The 24,483-nt window shown below is 76.0% G+C and carries 7 protein-coding genes; 2 read left to right on the top strand and 5 right to left on the bottom strand.

Annotated elements, in window-relative coordinates:
* Positions 1 to 32: 32 nt before the first annotated feature.
* The 3 genes from ABTZ17_RS09155 to ABTZ17_RS09145 form a co-directional block, all read right to left on the bottom strand.
* A complete protein-coding gene (locus tag ABTZ17_RS09155) occupies positions 33 to 236 on the bottom strand; it encodes an MbtH family protein (RefSeq protein ID WP_352194892.1) in 204 nt (67 codons plus the stop codon).
* Between the two features lie 136 nt (positions 237 to 372).
* Complete coding sequence (locus ABTZ17_RS09150) at positions 373 to 11,085, bottom strand: non-ribosomal peptide synthetase (protein ID WP_352194891.1); 10,713 nt, start codon at positions 11,083 to 11,085, stop codon at positions 373 to 375.
* The gene (locus ABTZ17_RS09145; protein WP_352194890.1) at positions 11,082 to 19,175 is read right to left on the bottom strand and encodes a non-ribosomal peptide synthetase; all 8,094 of its coding nucleotides are present in this window, start codon (positions 19,173 to 19,175) and stop codon (positions 11,082 to 11,084) included. The genes ABTZ17_RS09150 and ABTZ17_RS09145 overlap by 4 nt, the downstream gene beginning before the upstream one ends.
* A gap of 305 nt (positions 19,176 to 19,480) precedes the next feature.
* Here ABTZ17_RS09145 and ABTZ17_RS09140 point away from each other — a divergent pair, with 305 nt between their 5' ends.
* The gene (locus ABTZ17_RS09140; RefSeq protein WP_352194889.1) at positions 19,481 to 20,101 is read left to right on the top strand and encodes a TetR/AcrR family transcriptional regulator; all 621 of its coding nucleotides are present in this window, start codon (positions 19,481 to 19,483) and stop codon (positions 20,099 to 20,101) included.
* A gap of 283 nt (positions 20,102 to 20,384) precedes the next feature.
* On the opposite strand, the gene ABTZ17_RS09135 is transcribed toward ABTZ17_RS09140, so the two are convergent.
* Together ABTZ17_RS09135 and ABTZ17_RS09130 are read right to left on the bottom strand one after the other, a co-directional pair.
* On the bottom strand, positions 20,385 to 21,254 hold the full coding sequence (locus ABTZ17_RS09135) for an NAD(P)-dependent oxidoreductase (protein ID WP_352194888.1): 870 nt from the start codon (positions 21,252 to 21,254) through the stop codon (positions 20,385 to 20,387).
* A 127-nt stretch (positions 21,255 to 21,381) separates the two neighbouring features.
* Positions 21,382 to 22,716 (bottom strand): nucleotide disphospho-sugar-binding domain-containing protein, encoded by a 1,335-nt coding sequence (locus ABTZ17_RS09130; RefSeq protein ID WP_352194887.1) that lies wholly within the window; start codon positions 22,714 to 22,716, stop codon positions 21,382 to 21,384.
* Positions 22,717 to 22,941: 225 nt separating this feature from the next.
* Between ABTZ17_RS09130 and ABTZ17_RS09125 the strand changes: the two genes are divergently transcribed.
* The gene (locus ABTZ17_RS09125; protein ID WP_352194886.1) at positions 22,942 to 24,333 is read left to right on the top strand and encodes a flavin monoamine oxidase family protein; all 1,392 of its coding nucleotides are present in this window, start codon (positions 22,942 to 22,944) and stop codon (positions 24,331 to 24,333) included.
* Positions 24,334 to 24,483 lie beyond the last annotated feature (150 nt).

Below are 24,483 nucleotides of genomic sequence, written 5' to 3'. Positions count from 1 at the left end.
GTCCGATCTCCCCCGGCGCGGGGTGGCAGCGGTCAGCGCAGGCTCAGCGGACGCATGTCGGTCCACAGGCGCTCGATCCGTTCCAGGCACTCCTCGCGCGGGGCGGCGCCCCCCTGCGGGTACCAACCCGCCGGGACCGGGCGCGCCGCCTCCCACAGCGAGTACTGCTCCTCGTCGTTGGTGACGACGAGGAAGAGCGGCGCGGCCTCGGTGGTGCCGTTCTTCAGGGTGTCCATGGGGTGCTCCTCGATGATTCGTGCGGTGTGTGAGAGCTCGGGGGTGACGGCGAGGGGGTGAGAGGGCGCACCGGGCCGGTACGGCCCCCTCACCCACTGCGCCGGTCGGCCGATCGGCCGTCAGTCGGTCAGTCGGTCAGTCGGTCAGTCGTCGGGTCGGCCGGTCGGTCAGGCCCCGGTCGAGGTCCGCGCCGAGCAGCGCGGCCAGTGCGGGGGCCCGGGGGCCGTCGACCACCGTGTGGTGGTCGCCGGCCACCACGGCGTGCCGCACCCCGGAAGAGGTGCGGTCCCGCCAGGGGGCCGGGTCGACGAGCGGGGTGGCCAGTTCCGGGTGGACCTCGGCCACCGTGTACAGGTGCAGCGGGGCCGTCAGCACGGTCTCGGTGCGGTACCCGGCCGCCGCCGCCCCGTTGGCCCGGGAGACCCCGAGCATCCGGCGCAGTGCCTCCGCCGCCGCCTCGCGCGGCAGGGTTCCCTCGGCCCGCCCGCGGCGCACCAGCGCCTCGAACAGGGCCTCCTCGTCGGCCTCCGCACCGGGCACGGACGCGGGCTCGGTGCCGGCCTCCGCACCTGCCCGCGGGGGCTGCGGGGCGTGGCCGGCGCGGGCCGCCAGGGCGTGCCGTACCAGCGCGTCGCCGTCCTCCGCGGCGCTGTCGGCGCGGGCCGCCGCACCCGGCGCGGCCGTGTCGATCAGCCCGAGGTAGGCCACGCGTTCCCCGGCGGCCTCCAGTCGGGCCGCCATCTCGAAGGCGACGGTCCCGCCGAAGGACCAACCGGCCAACAGGTAGGGCCCGTGCGGCTGTTCGGCGCGCAGCTCGGACAGGTAGCGGTCGGCCATCGCGCCGACCCCTTCCAGCGGGGCGTCGGCGGTGTTGCAGCCCACGGCCTCCAGACCCCACACGCGCCGTCCCGCCGCCGGTCCGGCGCCGAGCGCGCGGACCAGGTCCCGGTAGCAGACCACGTCGCCGCCGCGCGGGTGGACCAGCACCAGCGGCGCCCGGTCGGGGTCGCCGTCGGCCAGCGGCACCAGCAGCCGTCCGGCCGCCGCGGCGGCCTCCGGCAGAGCCGCGCACAGCAGCTCCACCGTGGGCCTGCGGAACACCAGGTTCAGTGGCAGGTCCACCCCGAACTCCCGGCGCACCGCGCCCATCAGAGCGAACGCCTTCAGGGAGTGCCCGCCCAGGGCGAAGAAGTCGTCCCGGACGCCGACCGGCGCCGTGTCCAGGACCTCCTCCCACACCCGGGCCATCCGCAGCTCCACCGGGGTGCGCGGGGCCACCGCGCCGGCCCCGGAGGCGCCGGGGGAGGGGGCGGGCAGGGCACGCCGGTCCAGCTTGCCGTTCGGAGTGAGCGGCAGCCGCTCCAGGGCCGTCACCGTGCCCGGGACCATCGCCGCGGGCAGCTCCGCGACCAGCCGGTCCCGGACCGCCGCCGGATCGCCCTCGCCCGCGCGCCACACCACGTAGCCGGCGAGGACCGCGTCCACGCCCGTGCCGTGCACGGCCGCCGCGGCCGCCGCCACTTCCGGGTGCGCGGCCAGGGCCGCCTCGACCTCGCCCAGCTCGATGCGGTGCCCGCGCACCTTCACCTGGCCGTCGGCCCGGCCCCGGTACTCCAGGGAGTCGTCCGCGAGCCGCCGCACCAGGTCACCGGTGCGGTAGAGCCGGCCGCCGGAGCCGTACGGGTCGGGCAGGAACCGCTCCGCGGTGAGTCCGGGCCGCCCGTGGTAGCCGCGGGCCACGCCCGCGCCACCGATGAACAGCTCACCGAACACGCCCGGCGGCACCGGCCTCATCCGGTCGTCCAGCACGTGCAGGACGGTGTTGGCCAGCGGTCCGCCGATCGGCACCGCACCCGCCGGATCCCCGGGCGAGAGCCGGTGGGCCGTCGACCACACCGTGGTCTCCGTCGGCCCGTACACGTTCCACACGGTGCCCAGCGCCGACCGCATCCGCGCCGCCAGCGCGGGCGGCAACGCCTCGCCGCCGCACAGCGCGCGGACCCGGGGGGCCTGCCAGCCCGCCTCCATCAACAGGTGCCAGGTCGCCGGCGTGGCCTGCACGACCGTCACCCCGGATCCGTCGAGCTCCTTGGCCAGCCGCGTGCCGTCCCGGGTGTCCTCCCGGGACACGACGCGCACCGTCGCCCCCCGGGTCAGCGGCACCAGCAGCTCCAGCACCGCGATGTCGAAGGAGGCCGTGGTCACGGCCGCGACCGTGTCGAGGCCGCCCAGCGACAGCCGTTCCGCCATGTCCTCGGCGAAGTTGGTCAGGGCCCGGTGCGGTACGACCACGCCCTTCGGGCGTCCCGTCGACCCCGAGGTGTACAGGGTGTACGCGGGGTGCTCGCCGGCCACCGGGTGGTCCCCGAAGCCCTCCGGCGTCGACTCTCCGTCCGGCCCTCCTTCCCCGGCCCGGTCCGAGGCGCCGTCCCGGCCGCACAGCGCGTCCAGGTCCACCACGGACACGTACGACGGGAGCTCCGGCAGAGCGCCCGGGTCCCCGGACACGACGGCGATCCGGGCCCCGCTGTCGGCGAGCATCAACCCCACCCGGTCGGCCGGGTACTCCGGGTCCACCGGCACGTAGGCCGCCCCGCTCCGCAACACCCCCAGCAGGGCCGCCGGCAGCAGCGCCGAACGCTCCGCGACCACCGCGACGGGCCGCTCCGGGCCCGCGCCCCGCGCGGTCAGCTCCGCCGCCAACCGGCCCGAGCGCTCCCACAGCTCCCCGTAGGTCAGATGACGGTTCCCGTCGTCGACGGCCACCGCCCCCGGGGTGCGCTCCGCCTGCCGGCCGACGAGCACGTGCAGCGGGTCGGAGGGCACCTCCCGCGCGGTGTCGTTCCCACGCGCCGAGAGCGCCCGCTCCACCGCCGCCGTCATCAGCGGCAGCGCCCCCACCGGGGTCTCGGGGGCCGCGGCGGCCGCCCCCAGCAGCGCGACCAGGCCCTCGGCCATCCGCGCCACCGTCCCGGCGTCGAACAGGTCGGTGGCGAACACCGCCTCGCCGCGCAGCTCCCCGTCGACCTCCGCGAAGTACAGCGACAAGTCGAACTTGGAGGACCCGCTCGGCGCGGACACCGGTTCTGCCGTCAGCCCCGGCGGCGCCACGGCTGCCTCGCCCGCCGCCTCGTTCACCACGAGCATCACCTGGAACAGCGGATTGCGGCCCAGGTCACGTTCCGGAGCCACCGCCTCCACCACCCGGTCGAAGGGCACCTCCTGGTGCGCGTACGCGTCCAGGGCGGCGCTCCGGGCCCGGGACAGCAGCTCCCCGAAGGCGGGATCGTCCGAGAGGTCCCCGCGCAGCACCAGGTTGTTCACGAAGAAGCCCACCAGGGGCTCCAGTTCCGTCCGCTCCCGGCCCGCGACGGGCGAACCGACGGTCACGTCCGCGCTCCCCGACCAGCGGGCCAGCAGCGCCTGGACCCCGGCCAGCAGCACCATGAACAGGGTGGCGTCGGCGCGCTGCCCCAGGGCCCGCAGCCCGTCGAGCAGCGGCGCCGGCAGCACGAAGGAGTGCTGTGCGCCCGCGCCGGAGGGCACGGCGGGCCGGGGACGGTCGGTGGGCAGGTCCACCGGGGTCACCCCCGCCAGCCGGTCCCGCCAGTAGGCGAGCTGCGCCTCCCCGGCGGCACCCGCCAGCCGCTCCCGCTGCCAGGCGGCGAACGCGCCGTAGGTCACCTCGGGCGCCGGCAGTACGGGCGCCGGCAGCCCGGGCCGCACGGTTCCGGACGGGGACCCGTCCGGGGCGGTGCGGGCGGTGTACGCGGCGAAGAAGTCCCGCCGGAACACCTCCTCCGACCAGCCGTCGAAGACGATGTGGTGGGCCACCACGACCAGCAGGTGTTCCTCCGGGGAGATCCGCACGAGCCGGGCCCGCAGCAGCGGGCCGGCCGTCAGGTCGAACGGCTCGGCCGCGTCGGCGGCCGCCAGCTCCCGGGCCCGGTCCCGGGCCGCCGACGGGGCGGTCCCGGACAGGTCGGTGAGGACCGGCCGGAAGGCGCCGAGCGGTCCGGCCGCCATGCGGGGCCCCTCGGGGCCCCCGTCGACGACCCGCGAACGCAGCGGCTCGTGCCGGTCCACCACGTCGCCCAGCGCGGCCAGCGCCGCCCGGACCTCCAGCGGGCCGCGCAACAGCACCGCGCCCGGCACGTTGTACTCCGACCTGCCCGGCCGCAGCCGGTCCAGCAGCCACAGCCGCCGCTGCCCGGAGGAGAGCGGGGCCGGACCCGCGGGCAGGGCCGGGATCCCGGTCTCCGCCGCCGGGGCGAGCCCGCCGAGCACCCGCGCGAACTCCCCGGCGACGGGATGCCGGAACAGCAGTCGCACCGGCACCTCCACCCCCAGCTCGGCCCGCAGTCGGGACACCACCCGGGTCGCGCGCAGCGAGTGTCCGCCGCGCTCGAAGAAGTGGTCGAGCATGCCGATCGGGCCGTCCTCCTCGCCGAGGACCTCCGTCCAGGCCGCCGCCACGGCCCGCTCGGCGGGCCCCTCCGGAGCCAGGTACGGGCGGTGGTGCTCCGCCGTCGGCACGGGCAGCGCCCGCCGGTCCGTCTTCCCGTTCGGGGTCAGCGGCATCGCCTCCAGCACCGTCACCGTGGACGGCACCATCGCGGCGGGCAGCACGGCGCGCACGGCGTCCAGCACGCGCTCCGTCTCGCCGCCGTCGGGGCCCCAGACCACGTAGGCGGCCAGCCGCCGCCCGTCGCCCTCCCCGTGCGCGGCCACGGCCGCCCGCGCCACGGCCGGGTACCGCAGCACGGCCGCCTCGACCTCGCCCAGTTCGATCCGGTGGCCGCGCACCTTGACCTGGTTGTCGCGCCGGCCGTGGAACTCCACGACCCCGTCGGGGCGCAGCCGCGCCAGGTCCCCGGTGCGGTACATCCGGGCGCCCGGCGGGCCGAACGGGTCCGGCAGGAACACCGCGGCGGTCTTGCGCGGGTCGCCGAGGTAGCCGCGGGCCACCCCGCGCCCGGCGATGTACAGCTCGCCGACGGCGCCGAGGGGCAACGGCTCCAGCCGCGGCCCGAGGACGAGCACGCGCGCCCCGGGCAGGGGACGCCCGATGGGGATCCGGCCGCGCGACACGTCCGCCGCCCGCACCACGTGCGCGGTGGTGGTGTTGGTGCACTCGGTGGGTCCGTACTGGTTGACCAGACGGAACCGGTCCGGCATGCCCAACTTCCGTGTCTCGCCCGCGAGTCGCGCGGTCAGTTCCTCGCCGGTGGTCATCACCAGCCGCAGGTCGGGGGAGGGCCCGGAAGCGGCGGCCACGAGCGGCTCCAGCACCGAGGGCACCACCGACAGCAGGGCGGTGACCCGTTCGGCGCGGATCAGGCGGGACAGGGCCTCCGGGTCGCCCGCCTCCTCCGAGGTGGCCAGGACCACCCGGCCACCGGTGCTCAGCGGCGCGAACAGGTCGCGGACCGAGGGGTCGAAGGTGAGCGGGGTGCGGGCCAGCACGTTGTCCCCGGCGCCGATGCCGAACTCCGCGGTCAGCGCCGCGAGATAGCCGGTGATCGCCGCGTGCGGGACGGCCACGCCCTTGGGTCGGCCCGTGGAGCCGGAGGTGTACAGCACGTACGCCAGGTCCTCGGGCCCGGCCGTCTCCGGCAGCGGGGAACCGTCGAGGGCGGCGATCCGCCCGGCCTCCGCGACGGTGTCGAGCACGACGACGCCCTCGGGCAGGTCGCGCGGCGGACCGTCCGGCAGGTCGGCGGAGACCAGGAGGCGGGCCCCGCTGTCCGCGAGGACCGCGGCGATCCGCTCCCGCGGGTGCTCCGGGTCCACCGGCACGTACACCCCACCGGCCTTGAGCACGGCCAGGACGGCCGTGACGGCGCCCGTCCCGCGGCCCGCGGCCACCGCCACCGGGGTGCCGGTGCCGACGCCCGCGGCCCGCAGCCACCGGGCCAGCCGGTCGGCGGAAGAGTCCAGGTCACCGTAGGTCGTGGTGCGTCCGCCGCAGGTCACCGCCGGGGCCTGCGGCGTGCGCCGGGCCTGGGCCGCGACCGACCCGTGCAGGGTGCGGGCCGCGAGGGCTGTGGGTGCGCCGGCGACGGGCGCGGCGCCCGTGTCGGCTCCGGTTCCGGCGGTTCCGGTGGTTCCGGTGAGGGCGGTCCGCTCGGCGGCGGACAGCACCTCCAGGCGGGACAGCGGTGCCCCCGGCGTCCGGGCGGCCGACTCCAGCAGCCGCAGGTAGTGGGCGCACAGCCGCTCGGCGGTGTCCCGGTCGAAGAGGTCCGAGGCGTAGGTCAGGGTGCCCGTCCAGCCCTCCGGCCGCTCGGTCACGGCCAGGCTCAGGTCGAACTTGGCGCCCTCGGCGGCCGCTTCCAGGGACTCCACGCGCAGGCCGTCCGGGCCGGGCACGGCGGGCTGCTCCGGGTGGAGCTGGAACAGCACGTCGAAGAGCGGGTTGCGGCCCGAGGCGCGGTCCGGGCGCAGCTCTTCCACCAGCCGGTCGAAGGGTGTGTCGGCGTGCTCGAAGGCGGCCAGGGCGGTGCGCCGCACCCGCTCCAGCAGCTCCTCGAAGGCCGGGTCGGCCGACAGGTCGGCGCGCAGGACCAGCGTGTTGACGAACAGGCCGATCAGGGGCTCCAGTTCGGTCCGGTCGCGACCGGCGACGGGGGAGCCGACCGCGAAGTCCTCCTGCCCGGTGTAGCGGCCCAGGAGCGCCTGGAAGCCGGCCAGCAGCACCATGAAGGGGGTCGCGCCCCGTTCGCGGGCGAGTCCCGTGAGGCGCTCGACCAGCGGGCCCGGCAGCTCGAAGACCACGCTGTCACCGGCGCCGGAGGGCTCCGCGGGCCGCGGTCGGTCCCCGGCGAGTTCCAGGGCCGGCAGCCCGGCCAGGGCCTCCCGCCACCGGTCCAGACCGGCCCGCACCTCGGACTCGGGTCGGCCGGCCTGCCAGTGCGCGTAGTCCCCGTACTGCACGGGGAGTTCCGGCAACTCGGGGGCGTCGCCCCGCCGGAGGGCGGTGTAGGCGCCGGCGAACTCGCCCCACAGCACCGGCATCGACCAGCCGTCGCCCACCGTGTGGTGGAGGACGAGCACGAGCAGGTGCTCCTCCTCGGCGACCCGCACCAGCCGGGCCCGCAGCAGCGGGGCGACGGACAGCGCGAAGGGTTCCGCCGCGTCGGCGCGGGCCAGCCCGGCCGCCCGCTCCCGGGCTTCCTCCGGGGGGAGTTCACGCAGGTCGGTGACCGTGGTGGCGAACACCTCCGGGGGTTCCACCACCAGCACCGGTCCGCCGGCCGGCGCCGGGTCCGTGCCGGTGTCCGCCGCGGCCGACTCGACGATGCGGGACCGCAGCAGCTCGTGCCGCGCCACCACCGCGCGCAGCGCCCCCGTCACCGCTCCGGCGTCCAGCGGTCCGTGCAGCCGCACGGCGAAGGGGATGTTGTAGTCCGCGCGGCCGGGCCGCAGCCGGTCCAGGAACCACAGTCCGCGCTGCGCGTACGACAGCGGTGCCGGGCCGCCCGCGGGCCGCACCGGGATCGGGCCGGTGCCGCGCGCCGCGCCGGGCCCGCCCGCGGTCTCCCGCAGGGCGTCCAGTTCCGCGCCGAACGCCTCCAGCACGGGGTGGTCGAAGAGCAGGCGCACCGGCACCGACAGGCCGAGCCGGGCGCCGATCCGGGACACCGCCCGGGTGGCGCGCAGCGAATGCCCGCCCAGGGCGAAGAAGTCGTCCCGCCGGCCGGGACGGACGCCGCCGAGGACCTCCGACCACACCTCCGCGGCCAGCCGTTCCGTGGCGCCGACCGGTTCGGCGAACTCCGCGCGGTCCGCTCGGGAGGCGGCCGGGGCGGGCAGGGCCCGCCGGTCCACCTTCCCGTTCGCCGTCACCGGCAGCTCGGCGAGGACCACCACGGCGGACGGCAGCATGTAGGCGGGCAGGCGGGCCGCCAGCGCGCCCGTCAGGGCGGTCCCGTCGAGGGCGTGGTCCGCGGCCGGGACGGCGTACGCCACGAGCTCCCGCTCGCCGGGCACGTCCTCGCGGACCACGACCACGGCGCCCGCCACATGGGGCAGCCGCAGCAGCTCCGCCTCGATCTCGCCGGGTTCGATCCGGAAGCCGCGGATCTTGACCTGCTGGTCGGCGCGCCCCAGGTAGTCGACGGTGCCGTCCGGGCGGCGCCGGGCCAGGTCGCCGGTGCGGTACATGCGGGCGCCGGGGGCCCCGTACGGGTCCACGGCGAAGCGCTCGGCGGTCAGGGCGGGGCGGCCCAGGTAGCCGCGGGCCACGCCGCTGCCGCCCACGCACAGCTCGCCGACGGCGCCCTCGGGCACCGGCCGGCCGCGCTCGTCGAGCACGTACAGGCGGGTGTCGTCCAGCGGGCGTCCGATCGGCACCCGGCCGTCGCCCGTCGCCGGGGCCTCTCCGGTCCCGGGGGCGAGGCGGTGGTACAGGGCGAAGGACGTGGTCTCGGTCGGCCCGTACACGTTGGTGACGGCCGTGTCCGGGGCGGCTTCCAGGGCCCGGCGGAACGCCTCGGGGGAGGCGGCCTCGCCGCCCGTCCACACCTCGCGGACCTCCGTCAGCAGCTCCACGCACTCCTCGACGACCAGGTTGAACAGGGCGGCGGTGAGGAAGAGGGCGCTGATCCGGTGCTCCCGGACCAGCCCGGCCAGCACGTCCGTGCCGGTCCGGCCCGGCGGGGCCACGATCACGGTGCCGCCCGACAGCAGGGGGACCCACAGCTCGTAGGTGGAGGCGTCGAAGGCCAGCGGGGAGTGCGCGAGGACGCGCTCGTGCCCCGACCCGAAGGCGGCGTCCCGGGCGAGGGCGGCCACGTTGGCGTGGGTGGTCCCGATGCCCTTCGGGGTGCCGGTGGAGCCCGAGGTGTACATCACGTACGCCAGCCCGTCGGGCCGGACCCCGGCGTCCACGGGGGCGACCCCGACCCGCTCGGCGGGAGCGTCGGCTCCGGCGTCGTCGAGTCCGAGGACGGGCAGGGGCAGCCCGGCCAGGGCAGGGTGCTCCGCCCCCGCCGCGTCGGCCAGCACCAGGTGGGCTCCTGTGTCGGCGAGCATCCAGCGCAGCCGCTCCACGGGGAACTCCGGGTTCAGCGGCACGTAGTGACCGCCCGCCCGCAGCACCGCCAGCAGCGCGACCGGGACCTGCTCGGAGCGTTCCGTCAGCAGGGCCACCGCGGTCTCCGGGCCGACGCCGGCCGCCGTGAGGCGGGCCGCGAGGGCCGCGGACCGGGCGTCCAGCTCGGCGTAGCTGAGCCGGCGGTCCCCGCAGACCACGGCGGTGGCGGCGGGGGAGCGGCGGACCTGCTCCGCGAACAGGCCGGTGACGGTGGCGGGTGCCAGGTCGGGGCGGGCGGTGCCGTGTCCGGCGGCCACCAGCCGGGCCGCCGTGGTGGGGGCGGGCAGCAGCTCCTCGAAGGGCGCCTCCGGGTCCCGTACGGCCGCCCGCAGCAGCTCCAGCCAGTGCCCCAGGAGGCGTGCGCCGGTGGCGGGCTCGAACAGGTCGGTGTCCAGGACGAGGGTGCCGACGCACTCCGCGGCGCCCTCGGTGACGAACACGTTCAGGTCGAACAGCGAGCCGCCGAAGTCGAGGTCGACGGGCTCCGCGGTGGTGCCGGGCAGGCGCAGACCGGCGGTCTCCTCCCGGGCGGCGGCGAACATCACCTGGACCAGCGGATTGCGGTCGCCGGCGCGCTCCGGGGCGAGGCGCTCCACGATCCGGTCGAAGGGCACCTCCTGGTGGTCGTACGCGTCCAGGACCACCCGGCGGGCCCGACCGAGCAGCTCCCGGAAGCCCGGGGCGCCCGACAGGTCGGTGCGCAGCACCAGGGTGTTCACGAACAGGCCGACCAGCGGCTCCAGTTCCACCCGGTCACGACCGGCCACGGGGGTGCCCACCGCGATGTCCGTACGGCCCGAGAACCGGGCCAGCGCGGCCTGGAAGCCGGCCACCAGCGCGGTGAAGAGGGTGACCCCCTCGGCCTCGGCGAGCCGGCGCAGGCCCGCCGTCAGGTCCGTGTCCAGCGTGAACGGGACGGAGGCACCGGCCCCGCTGCGACGGGCGGGCCGGGGCCGGTCCGCGGGCAGCTCCAGCGGCTCCAGCCCGGCCAGCCGCTCCGTCCAGTACCCCAGGCCCGCGTCCAGACCGCCGCGGTCGAAGCGCTCCCGCTGCTCGCGGGCGTGGTCCTGGTACTCGACGGGCAGCGGGCGCGGCTCGGGGAGGGGGCCGCCGGCGGTGAGTGCCGCCCAGTTCGCGGCCAGTTCCTCCCAGAGCAGGCCCATGGACCAGCCGTCGGTGGCGATGTGGTGGACCACCAGCAGGAGCAGGTGCTCCTCGGGGGCGGTGCGGACCAGCAGCGCCCGCAGCAGCGGGCCCGCGGCCAGGTCGAAGGGGCGGCGGGCCTCCTCCCGCAGCAGGTCCAGGGCCCGGCGCTCCAGGTCGCCGGGGTCGCCCGCGCCCAGGTCGAGCAGCGGGACCGGTACCTCCGCCGGGGCGGGCAGCACCTCGGGGCGGGGCAGGCCGTCGCGCTCCCGGAACACCGTCCGCAGCGGGGTGTGCCGGGCGACGACGGCGGTCAGGGCCGTGCGCAGCGCCCGCGGGTCCAGCGGCCCGCGCAGCCGCACCACCTGGGGGACGGCGTAACCGGAGTCGCCGTCGGCCATCCGGTCCGCCAGCCACATCCGCTCCTGAGCGAAGGAGGCGACGGCCGGACCGGCCGTGCGGGCCGGGGCGGAGGCCGTCGGCGTCGTCGTGCCGGTGCCGGTGGCCGGGTCGGTGGTGCCGGCGAGGGCGGCCCGCACCCGGCGGCGCAGCAGCTCGCGCACGTCGGGACGGCCGGCAGCGGTCGGCGGGGTGTCCTGGAGGGTCACGAGAGGTCTCCCTGAGGGGCGAGGGCGCCACCCGACACGGGGGCGGCGGATACGAGGAGGTCCGCGGGGGCGGAGGAGTCGGGAGCACCGGTACCGACGGGGCCGTACGGGTCCGCTCCCGGGTCGGCGGGGTCGGTGCCGTCGGCGAGTTCGGCGAGCAGGGCGGTCTCGACGGCCGCGGCCAGCCCGGCGACGGTGCGGTGTTCGAAGAGCGTGTGCAGGGGGAGTTCGAGGAAGAGGGCCTGGCGCAGGCGGGCCGCGACCCGGGTCGCGCTCAGCGAATGCCCGCCCAGGGCGAAGAAGTCGTCGTGGCGCGCCACCCGGTCCACGCCGAGCACGGACCGCCACACGGCGGCGACCAGTTCCTCCGTCTCGCCCTCGGGCGGTCCGCCGTCCCCGCGCCGGTCGGCCGAGGCCGTCGGATCCTCCGGAGCGGGCAGCGCCGCCCGGTCCAACTTGCCGTTGGCGGTGACCGGCAGGGCCGGCACCGGCACCACCAGCGGCACCATGTACTCCGGCAGGGTGCGGGCCAGTTCGGCCCGGACCTCCGCGGGAACCGGCGGCGCGGCCGCGGGCCGCGGGACCACGTACCCGACGAGCCTGCGCTCGCCCGGGCGGTCCTCGCGCACGACCACCGCGGCGCGGGCGGCTCCGGAGGCCCGGTACAACGCCGCCTCGATCTCACCGAGTTCGATGCGGAACCCGTGGATCTTGACCTGGTCGTCGGTGCGGCCCAGGTACTCCACGGCCCCGTCGGCGCGTAGCCGGGCGAGGTCCCCGGTGCGGTACATCCGGCTGCCCGACGCCCCGTGCGGGGAGGCCGGGAACCGCTCGGCGGTCAACGCGGGCCGCCCCAGGTAGCCCCGGGCCAGCCCGGCGCCCGCCAGGTACAGCTCCCCGGCGAAGCCGATCGGGACCGGCCGGCCGGCCCCGTCCAGCACGTGCAGGGCGGTGTTCCAGATCGGTCGTCCGATGGGCACCGGACCGGTGTCCCCGGGCCGGCAGTCCCAGTGCGTGACGTCCACGGCGGCCTCGGTCGGGCCGTACAGGTTGTGCAGGGGCACGTCCAGCACCTCGAAGAAGCGGTCCCGCAGGGCTTCCCCGAGGGCCTCGCCGCTGCACACCACCCGGCGCAGGCTCCGGCAGGCGGCGGCGGCCGGTTCCCGCACGAACTCGGCCAGCATGGAGGGCACGAAGTGGACCGTGGTGACGGCCTCCTCGCGGATCACCCGGGCCAGGTAGGAGGGGTCCTTGTGCCCGCCCGGCTCCGCGACGACGATCGCGGCCCCGGTGAGCAGCGGCCAGAAGAACTCCCACACCGACACGTCGAACCCGAACGGCGTCTTCTGCAGCACCCGGTCCTCGGCGGTCAGCCGGTAGCGGTCCTGCATCCACAGCAGCCGGTTGACGATGGCCCGGTGCTCCACCACCACCGCCTTGGGGCGGCCGGTGGACCCGGAGGTGTAGATCACGTACGCGGGGTGCGAGGGCAGCGGCCCGTCGACCTCGTGCGTCGCGACGACCCCGTGCACCCCTGCGGTCTCGCGAGCCCCTGCGGGCCCGTCGGTCGCGGGCGGGGCGTCCACGCGGTCCCCGACCGGGCCGGTCTTCGCGGTCGTCCCGTCCGGGCGGACCCGGGGCGGTCCGTCGGCCCGGTCCGGCAGGCCCGCCGCCACCTCGTCCGTGGCGACCAGCAGCACCGGACGCGCGTCCTCCAGCAGGTACGCCACCCGCTCCGCCGGCAACGACGGGTCCACCGGCAGGTAGGCCGCCCCCGCCTTCAGGACGGCGAGCAGCGCCACCACCATCTCCGTGGACCGGTGCAGCGCCACCGCCACCACCGTCTCCGGCCGCGCCCCGCGCGCCCGCAGCACCCGCGCCAGGGCCTCCGCCCGGGCGTCCAGCCCCGCGTAGTCCAGGCGCTCGGCCCCGTACACGGTGGCCGGGGCCTCCGGGGTACGGGCGACCTGCGCGGCGAACAGGGCGGTCAGGGTGGTCTCCGGCACCGGCACCCCGGTGGAGTTCCACGCGGTCAGCAGCCGGTGCTGTTCCGCCGAGAGCAGGTCCACGGCGCCCGCCGGGCGCTCGGGGGCGTCCGCGAAGGAGGTCAGCAGGCGCTCCAGACCCTCGACCACGCTGAGGGCCGCCCGCGCGTCGAGGGCGTCCGGACGGTGGTCCAGGTGCAGCCGCAGCCGTTCACCGGGCACCACCACCAGGTTGGCGGTGTAGTGCGTGGCGTCGCAGGCGTCCACTCCGGTCAGCCGGACCTCGCCGGCCAGGTCCCGCATCCCGTCCAGGTCCAGCGGATAGTTCTCCACCACCACGGCGGTGTCGAAGAGGGTGCCCAACCCGGCCGCGCCCTGGATCCGGGCCAGCGGGGCGTGCTGGTGGTCCAGCAGCAGGGCCTGCTCCGACTGGAAGCGGACCAGCGCCTCCGCCAGGCCCTCGTCGGGGCGCGGCCGGAACCGCACGGGCAGCGTGTTGATCAGCAGGCCGACCAGCTCCTCGACCCCGTCGAAGGCCGCGGTGCGACCGGACACGGTGCCGCCGAAGACCACGTCCTCCTTGCCCGTCAGCCGGCCGAGCAGCACCGCCCACAGGCCCTGGACCACGCTGTTGAGGGTGATGCCGGCGGTCCGGGCGGCAGCCGCCACCCGGGCCGTCAGCTCCTCGGACAGCTCCAGGGTGGTGCGCCGGGGCAGTTCGGCCATCCGGTGCGGGTCGGCGGCGCCCAGCAGGGTGGGCTCGGCCAGCCCCGCCAACGCCGTCTCCCAGGCGTCGGCGGCGGCTCGCGGGTCCTGGCCGGCCAGCCAGCCGAGGAAGGCCCGCGGCACCGGCGCGGCGGCCGGGTCGGTCGTGCCGTCCCGGTAGCCGGTGAGCAGGTCGCGCAGGATCACCGCCGAGGACCAGCCGTCCCACACGATGTGGTGGTTCGTCACGACCAGCCGGTGCTCCGCCTCCCCGGTCCGCACCAGGGCGAACCGCACCAGCGGCGGCGCCGCCAGATCGAAGCGGCGCGCCCGGTCGTCGGCCAGCAGGTCGAGCCAGGCGGCCTCGCGCTCCGACGCGTCGAGTCCGCTCAGGTCGGCCTCCCGCCACGGCGGAGCCACACGACCCGACACCACCTGCACCGGGCGGCCCGTGCCCTGGTCGGTGAAGGCGGCGCGCAGGCCCGCGTGCCGGTCCAGCAGGGCCGCGCACGAGGCGCGCAGCCGGGCCGCGTCCAGCGGGCCGCTCAACGTGAGGACGATCTGCCCGGTGTACGCGTCGAGGCCCTCGGCGTCGTAGGCGGCGTGGAAGAACATGCCCTCCTGGAGGGGCGAGAGCGGCAGGACGTCCACCAGGTGCGGGTACCGGACGGCCAGCCCGTCGAGCTCCCGGCCCGTCACCCGCACCAGCGGCACGTCCCGCGGGGCGAGCCGCCCCGGCCGGCCCGCTCCGGTCGCGGGCAGCGCCCCGACCGCGCCAGCCAGCAGCCGCAGCGCCTCGTCCCAGGCGGCGGCGAAGGACTCCGCCTCCGCGCGGCCGACCAGCTCCGAGGGCCAGGTCAGCACCGCCTCGAAGGAGGTGCCGTCGGACCCGGCCACGGCCATCGCGTCGATCTGCAGGGCGTGTTCGACGGGCATGGCGGGATCGGCGTCCGCGCGCAGCCCACCGGCCTCCGGCGCGGGCCCCCAGGGCGCGGTGCCGGAGCCGTCGAACCGGCCCAGGTAGTTGAAGAGGACCCGCGGGGCGGGCAGCGGGGCCAGTGCGGACGCGGTCTCCGCGTCGAGCCGGGACAGCAGGCCGAAGCCGGTGCCGTCGGCGGGCACGGCCGCCAGGGCCGCGTGCACCCGCTCGACCAGCTCGGCGAGGGCCGTCACCTCACCGGCGCCGGCGGCGGCCGGGTCCAGGCCGCGCAGGTCCAGGCGGACCGGGTACTGGGTGGTGAACCACCCCACGGTGCGGGACAGGTCGTGGCGGCCCGTGCCGTCGGCCCGGCCGTGCCCCTCCAGGTCCACCAGCAGGGAGTCGGCGACGCCCGCGCAGTCCACCCGGCCCCGGACCGCGTGCGCGGCGAGCACCAGGCCCGCCAGCAGCACCTCGGCCGGACCGGTGCGGAGCGCCGCGGGCACCCCGGTGAGCAGGGGTTCCGCCACGTGGGAGGGCAGGGCCAGCCGGAGGGTGCGGGTCCCGCCGACCCGGTCGCGGTCCGGATCGGGCACCCGGTCCCACGGCGCGGCCGTGCCTCCCGGCCCGGGCGCGGGAGCCGGCTCCGGGGCGTCCGGACCCGCGGCGAGCGGGGCCAGGGTCTGCCGCCAGTAGGGGAGTTCCGCGAGGGTCTCCGGGGTGCGCGCCAGGGCGCGCAGGTGGTCCGTCCACGCCCGCAGCGGGGTGCCGGCCGGAGCCGGGGGCACCTCGCGACCGGCGGTGACGGCCTCGGCCACGGCGGCCAGGTCCTCGGTGAGGACGCGCCAGGACACCCCGTCCACGGCGAGGTGGTGCACGACGAGGAGCAGTCGCCCGGCGCCCCCGGGGCCGCGGTGGCGGACCGCGCGCACCATCACGCCCGCGAAGGGATCGAGCTGGGCGGCGGCCCGCGCCGCGAGCCCGTCCGCCGCGACCGCGGTACCGGCCTCCTCGGCGCCCCGGTCCGGGGCCGCCGCCCCGTCGGCGATGACCAGCACGTCGGCCGCGTCCACCGCGCCGGCGACGCGCAGCTCGCACTCCGCGCGCCCGTCCCGACCGGCCACCACCCGCATCCGCAGGGCCGGATGGCGGTCCAGGACCGCCTGGAGCACCCGCAGCAGCTCCGCGTCCCCGATGCCCTCGGGCAGGACCAGGTCCATCGACTGGCAGAAGCGGCCGATCGGACCGGGTCCGTCCAGCAGCCAGCGCATCACCGGCGTGGCCGCCAGCGGGCCGGTCTCCGCGACCGCGCCGCCGTCCCGGGCACCCGTCCGCTCCGGACCGTGCGGAGCGTCCTGGACGGCCACGGAGGCCAGCCCCGCCGGGGTGCGCGCGGCGAACACGTCGCGCAGGGCGAACCGCAGGCCCCGCGTCCGGGCCCGACTCACCAGGGACAGCGCCGCGATGCTGTCCCCGCCCAGCTCGAAGAAGCCGTCCTCGGGCCCCACCCGCCGTCCGAGGACCTCCTCGAACAGGGCGCACAGGGTCTCCTCGGCCGCGCCCGCGGGGGCCCGCCCCGCGTCGGCCGGTCCGCCCTCCGGCGGTTCGGGCACCACCAGGGCCCGGCGGTCCACCTTGCCGCCCGGCGTCAGCGGCAGCCGCTCCAGCGCCACGAACCGCCGCGGCACCATGTACCGGGGCAGCGCGTCCGCGCAGTGCGCGGCCAGCTCGTCGGCCCCGGGCAGGACGGCCCCCGGTCCGGGCGCCACGAACGCCACCAGGCCCCGCCCGGCCACCGGTCCGCCACCCCCGTCCACCACGACCGCGGCCTGGCCGACCGCCGCGTGTGCCGCGAGCACCGACTCGATCTCGCCGGGCTCGATCCGGTGCCCGTTGACCTTCACCTGCCGGTCGATCCGCCCCAGGAACTCCAGCTCGCCGTCCTCCGTCCAGCGCACCAGGTCCCCGGTCCGGTACATGCGGGCCCCCGGCACCCCGCCGTACGGGTCGGCCGTGAAGACCTCGGCGGTGGTCCCGGGCCGTCCGGCGTAGCCGTGGGCCAGCCCGGCCCCGGACACGCACAGCTCACCGGCCGCCCCCGGCGGCAGCAGCCGCAGCCGGGAGTCCAGCACGTACGCGCGATGGTTCGGCATCGGCCGCCCGATCGGTGGCACCCGGCCCCCGGACCGCGCCGCGCAGCGGTGCATCGTCACCGAGACCGCCGCCTCCGTCGGACCGTAGGCGTTCCACACCTCGCGGCCCGGCGCCGCCCACCGGTCCAGCGCGTCACCCGAGGGGGCCTCGCCGCCGGTGGACAGGAACCGCAGCCCGGTCAACGGGGCCGGGTCCAGCAGCGGCAGCAGCGCCGGGGGCAGGTCCGCGACCGTCACCCGCCCGTCCACCAGCAACGCCTGCAACCGGTCCACGTCCAGCCGCTCCTCCTCGGTGGCGAGCACCAGCGTCCCGCCCGCGACGAGCGGACCGAAGAGGTCGAGGACGGACACGTCGAAGGACAGCGCCGCGAAGCCGAGGAACCGCTCGCCGACGCCGGCCCCCGGTCCGGGGATCCCGGCGCACTCCAGGTGACCCAGCACGAAGTCGGCCGCGGCGGCGTGCGGCACGAGCACGCCCTTCGGCCGGCCCGTGCTGCCGGAGGTGAACAGCAGGTAGGCGGGTGCCGCCGGCGGCACCGGACGGAGGGCCTGGCCGGCCCCGCCCACGGGCCCGCCCGGAGCCCCGTCCGCACCGGCCTGCACCCGCTCCACGCCCACGGGCAGCCCGGCCCCGGTGTCCGGTCCGGTGACCGCCACCGACAGCCCGGCGTCCTCCGCCATCCCCGCGATCCGGGCCTCCGGCAGCCCCGGATCCAGCGGGACGTAGCAGCCTCCCGCCTTCAGCACGCCCAGCAGGGCCGCCACCATCTCGGGGGAGCGCCGTACGCACACCCCGACCGGCTCACCGGGCGCGACCCGCCCGCGCAGCCGGACCGCGATCCGCTCGGCCAGCGCGTCCAGCTCCGCGTACGTCACCTCCCGCCCGTCGCAGACCACCGCGACGGCCCCCGGGGTGCGGCGGGCCTGCTCCTCGAACAGGCCGTGCAGCAGTGCCCCGTGGCCGGTGCCGGCCCCGGGGCCGCCGTCGGCGAACCCGGCCAGCAGCTCCCGGTCGCCGTCGGTCAGCAGGTCCACGGAGTCCAGCGGAGCGTCCGGGCCCGCCTCGGCCAGCGCGGTCAGGAAGGCGAGGAACCGGTCCCGATGGGCGGCCAGTCCGCTCTCCCCGGTGTCCGCGGCGTCGGCCTCGGCCTGCACCGTCAGCGGGGTCTCGCCGCCCCGGTCGTACACGTTGAGCGAGAGGAACTCCACCGGTCCGACCGCCACGTTGTGCGCGGTCGCCGCGGCACCGGCGAAGGACAGCACGTAGTCCAGGGACATCACGTTCACCGAGGCGCTCCACGGCGCCGCGTCCCCGTACAGCTCCTCGACACGGAACCGCTGGTGGCGCAGGACCTCGCGGATCGCACCCGAGGCCCCGCGCACCAGCTCGCCGACGGTCGTCCCGCCGGTGACCCGCATCCGCAGCGGCAGCACCTTCGAGAACATGCCGGGGGTGCGGCGCGCGACGGGCGTGGTCCGCCCCGTCACGGGCAGGCCCAGCAGCACGTCCTCGGTACCTCCGACCCGGCTCAGGTACGCGGCGGAGGCCGCGATCACCACGGCCGACCAGCGGGTTCCCAGGGAGCGCGCCAGGGCCCGCAGCCGCTGCGCGTCCGGCGCCGGGAGGTCACCGCGGCAGCGCAGCGGGGCCCCCGAGGGCCGGGCCACCGGCCGCCCGGTGAACGCGACCGGATCCGGGGCGCCCGCCAGGACCCCCTGCCAGAACTCCCGGTCCCGGGCGCACTGTTCGGACTCCCGGTAGGTCCGCTCCTCGGCCACGACCTCCGCCCAGGGGGCGGCCGGCTCCTCCGGCTCGGGGACCGGCGCGCCAGTGGCCAGCGCCGTGTACACCTCCGAGGTGCGGCGGGCCAGCAGCGAGCCGCCGTACGCGTCGATGACGATGTGGTGGTAGCCGTGCATCCACAGGTGCGCGTCCCCGTCGATCCGGACCAGCAGGTGGCGGCGCACGTCCCCGGAGGCCAGGTCCATGGGTCGGGACAGCGCCGCCCGCATCAGTTCCTCCGCCGCGGCCCGCGCGTCGGCCCGCCCGCGCAGGTCGACGGTCTCCAGTCGGAACGGCGGCAGGGCGGTGGGCTCCTGCCGGACCTCGCCGTCCGCTTCGGTGAACCGCATGCCGAGGGCCTCGGTCCCGGCGACGACCAGGCCGATCGCCTCCTGGAGCAGCGCCGCGTCCAGCGGGCCGCGGATCTCCAGGTACTCGCCGATCGCGTAGTCGGTACGGTCCGGGTCGAGTTGCTGGGCGAACCACACACCCGCCTGCGGAGAGGTCAGGGGCAGGGACGGCGCCCCGTGGTCATGAGTGGACATGGGGTGGTCGGTCTCCTCGTTCGGATGGACCCGCCCGGCGGCGGTTCACGACGATCACCGCCACTCTCCGGGCCCTCCGACCCACCCGGAAGTCCCACGATTTCGCCTCTTGACACCCCCCACCCCCCGGTCCCGGACCCCCGTTCCCCCGCCCCCGTGACCGCGTCCCCGGTACCGGCCCCACCCCCCCCGGCAGGCCCGGCGGCCCGGCTCTCGTGGGGGCCGGGACCCGCTCGCCGGGGCTCCGCGCGGGGAGGTCGGTCGCGGGCCCTAAAAAGAACGCTCTAGAATGGTAGGCTCGCGGGATGAAGGAATCGCCACGGAGCAACGCGGAGCAGTCCGGGTCCACGCCGGAGTCCGCCCTCGGCACCCGTGACCGCATCGTCCGGGCGGCCTCGGTGCTGATGCAGCGGCAGGGCTATGACGGCACGGGCATCAAGCAGATCGCCCAGGAGGCCGACGCCACCCTCGGTTCCCTGTACCACTTCTTCCCCGGCGGCAAGCAGGAGCTGGCCACCGCGGCGATCGACCACGGGAACCGCGAGTTCGTCGAGGCGTTGAACGCCAGCCTCGACGGGGCCGAGGACCCCGCCCGGGCCCTCGCGGAATTCGCCCTCGGTCTCGCCGACCGCCTGGCCGAGTCGGACTGGGTCGACGGCTGCCCGATCTCCACCACCGCGCTGGGCTCGGTCGGTCGACTGCCCGATGTGCAGTCCGCCGCCGCCCAGGCCTTCGCCCACTGGCGCGGGCTGGTCTCCGGCGCCCTCGTGAAGGCCGGGATCGCGCGGGCCGAGGCCGACGAGCTGGCCCACACGGTCATCAGCACCCTCGAAGGCGCCGAGCTGGCCGCGCAGGTCTCCGCGAGCCGGGTCCCCCTGGAGATGGCGGCCAAGCACCTGGCCCAGCTCGTCGACGCCCACCGGTAGGCCCGTTCACCGCGTCTTCCCGTTCACCCCGACTTCCCGTTCGCCCGTTCATTCGTCTCCCCGTTCGCCGGTTCGCCCGGTCGGCCTGTCGCCGACCGGGCGTCGCGTCGTTCCGGGTCGTGGTCGTGGTCGTGGTCGTGGTCGGGGACCGGATCCGTCGCGGGTGGTGCCCGGGTGTCGCACGCGACGAGGGCCGTCCGGTGCCGACGACCCCTGACGGTGGTCGGCTCCGAACGGCCCTCGTTGTCGCGCGCGTCGTGCCCGTCGCGCCCTCCCGCCGGTGCTACTTCTTCTTCATCAGTTCGATGAGGCTGGAGAAGCTGTCCGCCGCGTGGCCCTCGTCCACACCCCGCTTGAAGATGTCGACGACCGCGGCCTGGAGGGCGGTGTCCACGCCGGAGTCGGCGATGGTGTGCAGGACGTGCTCCACGCTGGCCAGGCCCATGGCGAGCCGGTCCACGTCGCCCTCGTGGTTGCCCGCGTCCACGCGCTCCGCGTAGAAGGCGAGGAAGCCCGGCAGGGACTCCACGGTGGACTTGGCGTTCGCCAGGATGTCCGCCGCCTTCAGGCCGTTGGCGCTCGCCAGGGCGATGGCCTGCCAGTACCCGAGCATGGAGGTCCAGAACATGGCCATGCCGATCTGGTACTCCAACGCGGCCAGGCCCGGGTCCTCACCCCGGAAGTCGGTGCTGGTCAGGGCCTCCAGCGTGGACTTGTAGCGGTCGAACTCGGCCCGCGCGCCGCTGTAGAAGGTCGAGGACTCGGGGTCGCCGATGCCCGAGGGCGGCACGGTGACGCCACCGCTGATGTGCTTCGCGCCGCGCTCCTGGATCCAGCGGGCGCCCTCACGGGTCTTCTCGGGGGTGTCGGAGCTCAGGTTGACGAACACCCGGCCGGCCAGCGCGTCGGCGGCCGGTTCGAGCACGGCGTACATGGACGCGTAGTCCGTCAGGCTGAGCACCACCAACTCGTTGGTCCTGACCGCCTCTTCGACGCTCCCGGCGAGGACGGCGCCGCGTGCCACCAGCGCGTCGGCGCGGGAGGCGGTGCGGTTCCAGACGGTGACCTGGTGGCCCTTGTCGAGGAAGGCGTTGACCATCGCCTGGCCCATGGGGCCGAGCCCGATGACAGTGACGGCCTGCTTGGTGCTCATGGGGAAAAACCTCCAACGTCTTTACTGTCCAAGGACTAGAGCGATCGCTCTATTTGGTGCTGGGACGAACGTAGCACATCTCTAGATTGAACGCTCTAGTTAGCGGGGGAAGCGGTTCCGCGGACGCTCAACGCGCGCGGTGCAGCGCTGTGAGCCGTTCGAGCACGGGGACGATCTCCGAGGGCGTGGGCGCCGCCACGATGTCCTTGCGCAGGGACCGCGCGCCCGCCCGCACCGCCGGATCGTGCAGCGCCCGCTCCAACCGCTCCCGCATCTGCGCCCGATCGTGCTCCCGGTGGTCGAGCGTGAACCCCGCCCCGATCTCGGCCAGATACTTCGTGGTGGGCGGCACGTCCATGTGCTGCGTGGTGAACGTCTTCTTGTTGCCCTCGGCGTCGACGGTCGTGAAGTCGTTCGCGTCCGACGTGATCAGCTGCGGCACCCCCAGCGCCGCCGCCGCGTTGAAGGAACCCGTCCCCCCGTGGTGGATCAACGCCGCGCTCGACGGCAACAGCAGGTTCAGCGGCAGGTAGTCGACGGTCCGCACGTTGTCGGGAACGGGGATGTCCCGCAGCTGCTCCTTGTCGAGGGTGGCCACCACCTCGATGTCCATGTCGGCCACGGTCTCCAGCAGCGATTCCACCCGCGGCCGACTCTCCTCGAAGAAGGCCCGCATCGACATCCCCAGCGACATCGTCACCCGCGGCCGCTCCGGCGGGGCGTGCAGCCAGTCGGGGACGGGGGCCGCGCCCGTGTAGGGGATCCACTGGAGCGGCAGGGTGCGGGTCCGGGTCGGCAGCCGCATGCCGGACGGGGTCGGGTCCACCGTCCACTGGCCCAGCAGCAGTTCCTCGTCCACCTCCATCCCGTAGCGGTCCGCGATGGCCCGGACGGACTCCTCCATCGGGTTCGGGCCGAGCCGGGATCCGAGCACCCGCCGACGGTCCGCGAACCGGTCCACGGTCCAACCCCAGTAGTCGAGCCCCCACAGCAGTCGCGCGTGCGCGGCCCCGGCGGCCCGGGCCGCGACGGCGGAGGAGGGCCAGCAGGGGTCCCACAGCACCAGATCGGGCCGCCAGTCCCGGGCCGCCTCCACCAGTCGACCCACCCACGGGAAGCTCTCGTCCGGGGCCCCGCCGATCGGATGGAAGTCCCACATCACCGGGAAGAGGAAGGTGCGCAGGCTCTCCCAGGGGTAGCGGTCCTCCGGAGCCAGATCGAGCGCCGCGGTGAGGCGGTCCAACTCGGCTTCCATGTCACGGGACTTGGAGTTCTCCCCGTCCCAGGGCTTCGGCATGAGCCCCATATCCCCGAGCGGGATCGGGGTGAGGCCGACGGAGGCGATGCCCTCCGCCATGCTGGGATGCGCCGCCACGCACACCTCGTGGCCCGCGCTCTGCAGCGCCCAGGCGAGCGGGGTCAGCGGATAAAGGTGTGCGGTGCCCGGCCAGATTGTGAACATGACGCGCATGGTCTGCCACCTCGTGGGCTCAGATTCGTTTCCGAATTTCCGAACAATGCCCGATGGGCACCGTGTCGGCCGTTTTTCGGCGAAGCTAGCAAGCCGCGGATAACCGGTGGGTAATCCGGTCCGATTACCCGTCGATGAGCCACGGGCAGGTAAACAATCTGGAAAGGCCGGGTCAACGGATGCCGGCACGTCTGCCTTCGTACGGGGGACCCACACATGACGAACAACCACCGGACGGACCGGAGATCCCTGCTCAAGGCGGTGGGCGCGGCGGCCCTCGCCGGCCCCCTGGCGGCCCTCGGGACGACCCCGGCGGTCGCACAGAACGCCCCGGTCGACGCCATCGTGATCGGCGCCGGCTACGCGGGCGGCACGGTGGCCCGCGAGTTCGGCGCCCGGGGCCTGAACACCCTGGTCCTGGAGGCCCGCGACCGGATCGGCGGCCGGATCTGGACGGGGACCTTCGCCGGGGAACGGGTCGAGATCGGCGGCGGCTGGCTCGGCCCCGAACACCACCACCTGCTGGCCGAGTTCCGGCGGTACGGGCTGACCACCGTGACGGACACGGCCGCCACCCGCATGGTCCTGCCCGGTGCGAACGGCTTCGCCGAGGTGGACCCCGCGACCGCCGGAGCCGAGCTGGCCGAGCTCAACCTCCGCCTCTACGAGGGCTCCGAGGTGTACTTCGAACGGCCGCGCGAACCCCTCTACCGCCGCGACCTCCTGGAGCAGGTCGACCGGCTCTCCATGGCCGACCGCATCGCCCAACTGAACCTCGACCCGGTGCGGTTCCACTGGCTCGACGGCAGCGCTGCCCTCTACGCGGGCGGCCCCAGCTCCCAGGGCTCACTCACCAGCATGGCGCAGTGGGAGCGGCTGGCCGCCGGGCGCCCCGAACTCACCACCAGCCTCAAGCCCGCCCAGGGCATGACCGCCCTCCTGGAGGCCATGCTCGTCGAATCCCGCGCCCGGATCGTGTACAACTCCCCGGTCACCCGGATCACCCAGGCCGCCGGCAAGGTGACCGTCGAGGTGGCGGGCGGCCGCCGGTACACCGCCCCCCTGGTCGTGCTCGCCATCCCCACCAACCTGTGGAAGACCATCACCTTCGCCCCCGGCCTGCCCCCGGCGCACGCCGCCGCCGGCCGCGAGGGCATCGGCGTGCCGCAGGGCACCAAGATATGGATGCGGGTCCGCGGCGAGACCGACGCCGTCTACGCCCAGGGGACCGCCGACTCCGAGCTCATGCAGCTCGTGCCCCAGCAACAGCTCGCCGACGGCTCCCGACTGGTGATCGGCTTCAGCGGCCCCCGGCTCGACACCTCCGACCCCGCGCGGGTCGAGGCCGCCCTGCGGAGGTTCCTGCCGAACGCCCGGCTCGTCTCCCACCGGGCGAAGGCCTGGGGGTCCGACCCGTACGCCCGCGGCGCCTGGGGCATGCGCAAGCCCGGCCAGCTGCTCCGCCAGCTCCCCGACGTCCAACAGCCCCACGGCAGGGTCCTCTTCGCGGGCGGCGACATCGCCACGGGCTGGCACGGCGCCTTCGTCGACGGTGCCATCGAGTCCGGGCTGCTCGCCTCCCGCCAGGCCGTGCGCATCCTCCGCTGATCCACACCCCCATTCGCCCTCCCTCTCACCCGGGCATTCATCCCACCTTTCGCCACGCTTCGTAAAGTCCGCGAAAATCATTCCTTCCCTGATTATCCGCCCGTTATCGACCGATGAGCGCGCCCTGGAAATCGAGGGGCGCCGCCCATG

The organism is Streptomyces sp. NPDC097619, from assembly GCF_040302735.1.
In the GTDB taxonomy this organism is placed as follows: domain Bacteria; phylum Actinomycetota; class Actinomycetes; order Streptomycetales; family Streptomycetaceae; genus Streptomyces.
Note: the sequence above shows the minus strand (reverse complement) of the source record. Positions and strands in the feature narration are given on the sequence as shown.

What these genes read in the sequence shown, in the direction of transcription:
- ABTZ17_RS09125 (WP_352194886.1), top strand. Translation starts at nt 22,942, where the DNA reads ATGACGAACAACCACCGGACGGACCGGAGATCCCTGCTCAAGGCGGTG.
- ABTZ17_RS09130 (WP_352194887.1), bottom strand. Translation starts at nt 22,716, where the DNA reads ATGTTCACAATCTGGCCGGGCACCGCACACCTTTATCCGCTGACCCCG.
- ABTZ17_RS09135 (WP_352194888.1), bottom strand. Translation starts at nt 21,254, where the DNA reads ATGAGCACCAAGCAGGCCGTCACTGTCATCGGGCTCGGCCCCATGGGC.
- ABTZ17_RS09155 (WP_352194892.1), bottom strand. Translation starts at nt 236, where the DNA reads ATGGACACCCTGAAGAACGGCACCACCGAGGCCGCGCCGCTCTTCCTC.
- ABTZ17_RS09140 (WP_352194889.1), top strand. Translation starts at nt 19,481, where the DNA reads ATGAAGGAATCGCCACGGAGCAACGCGGAGCAGTCCGGGTCCACGCCG.
- ABTZ17_RS09145 (WP_352194890.1), bottom strand. Translation starts at nt 19,175, where the DNA reads ATGTCCACTCATGACCACGGGGCGCCGTCCCTGCCCCTGACCTCTCCG.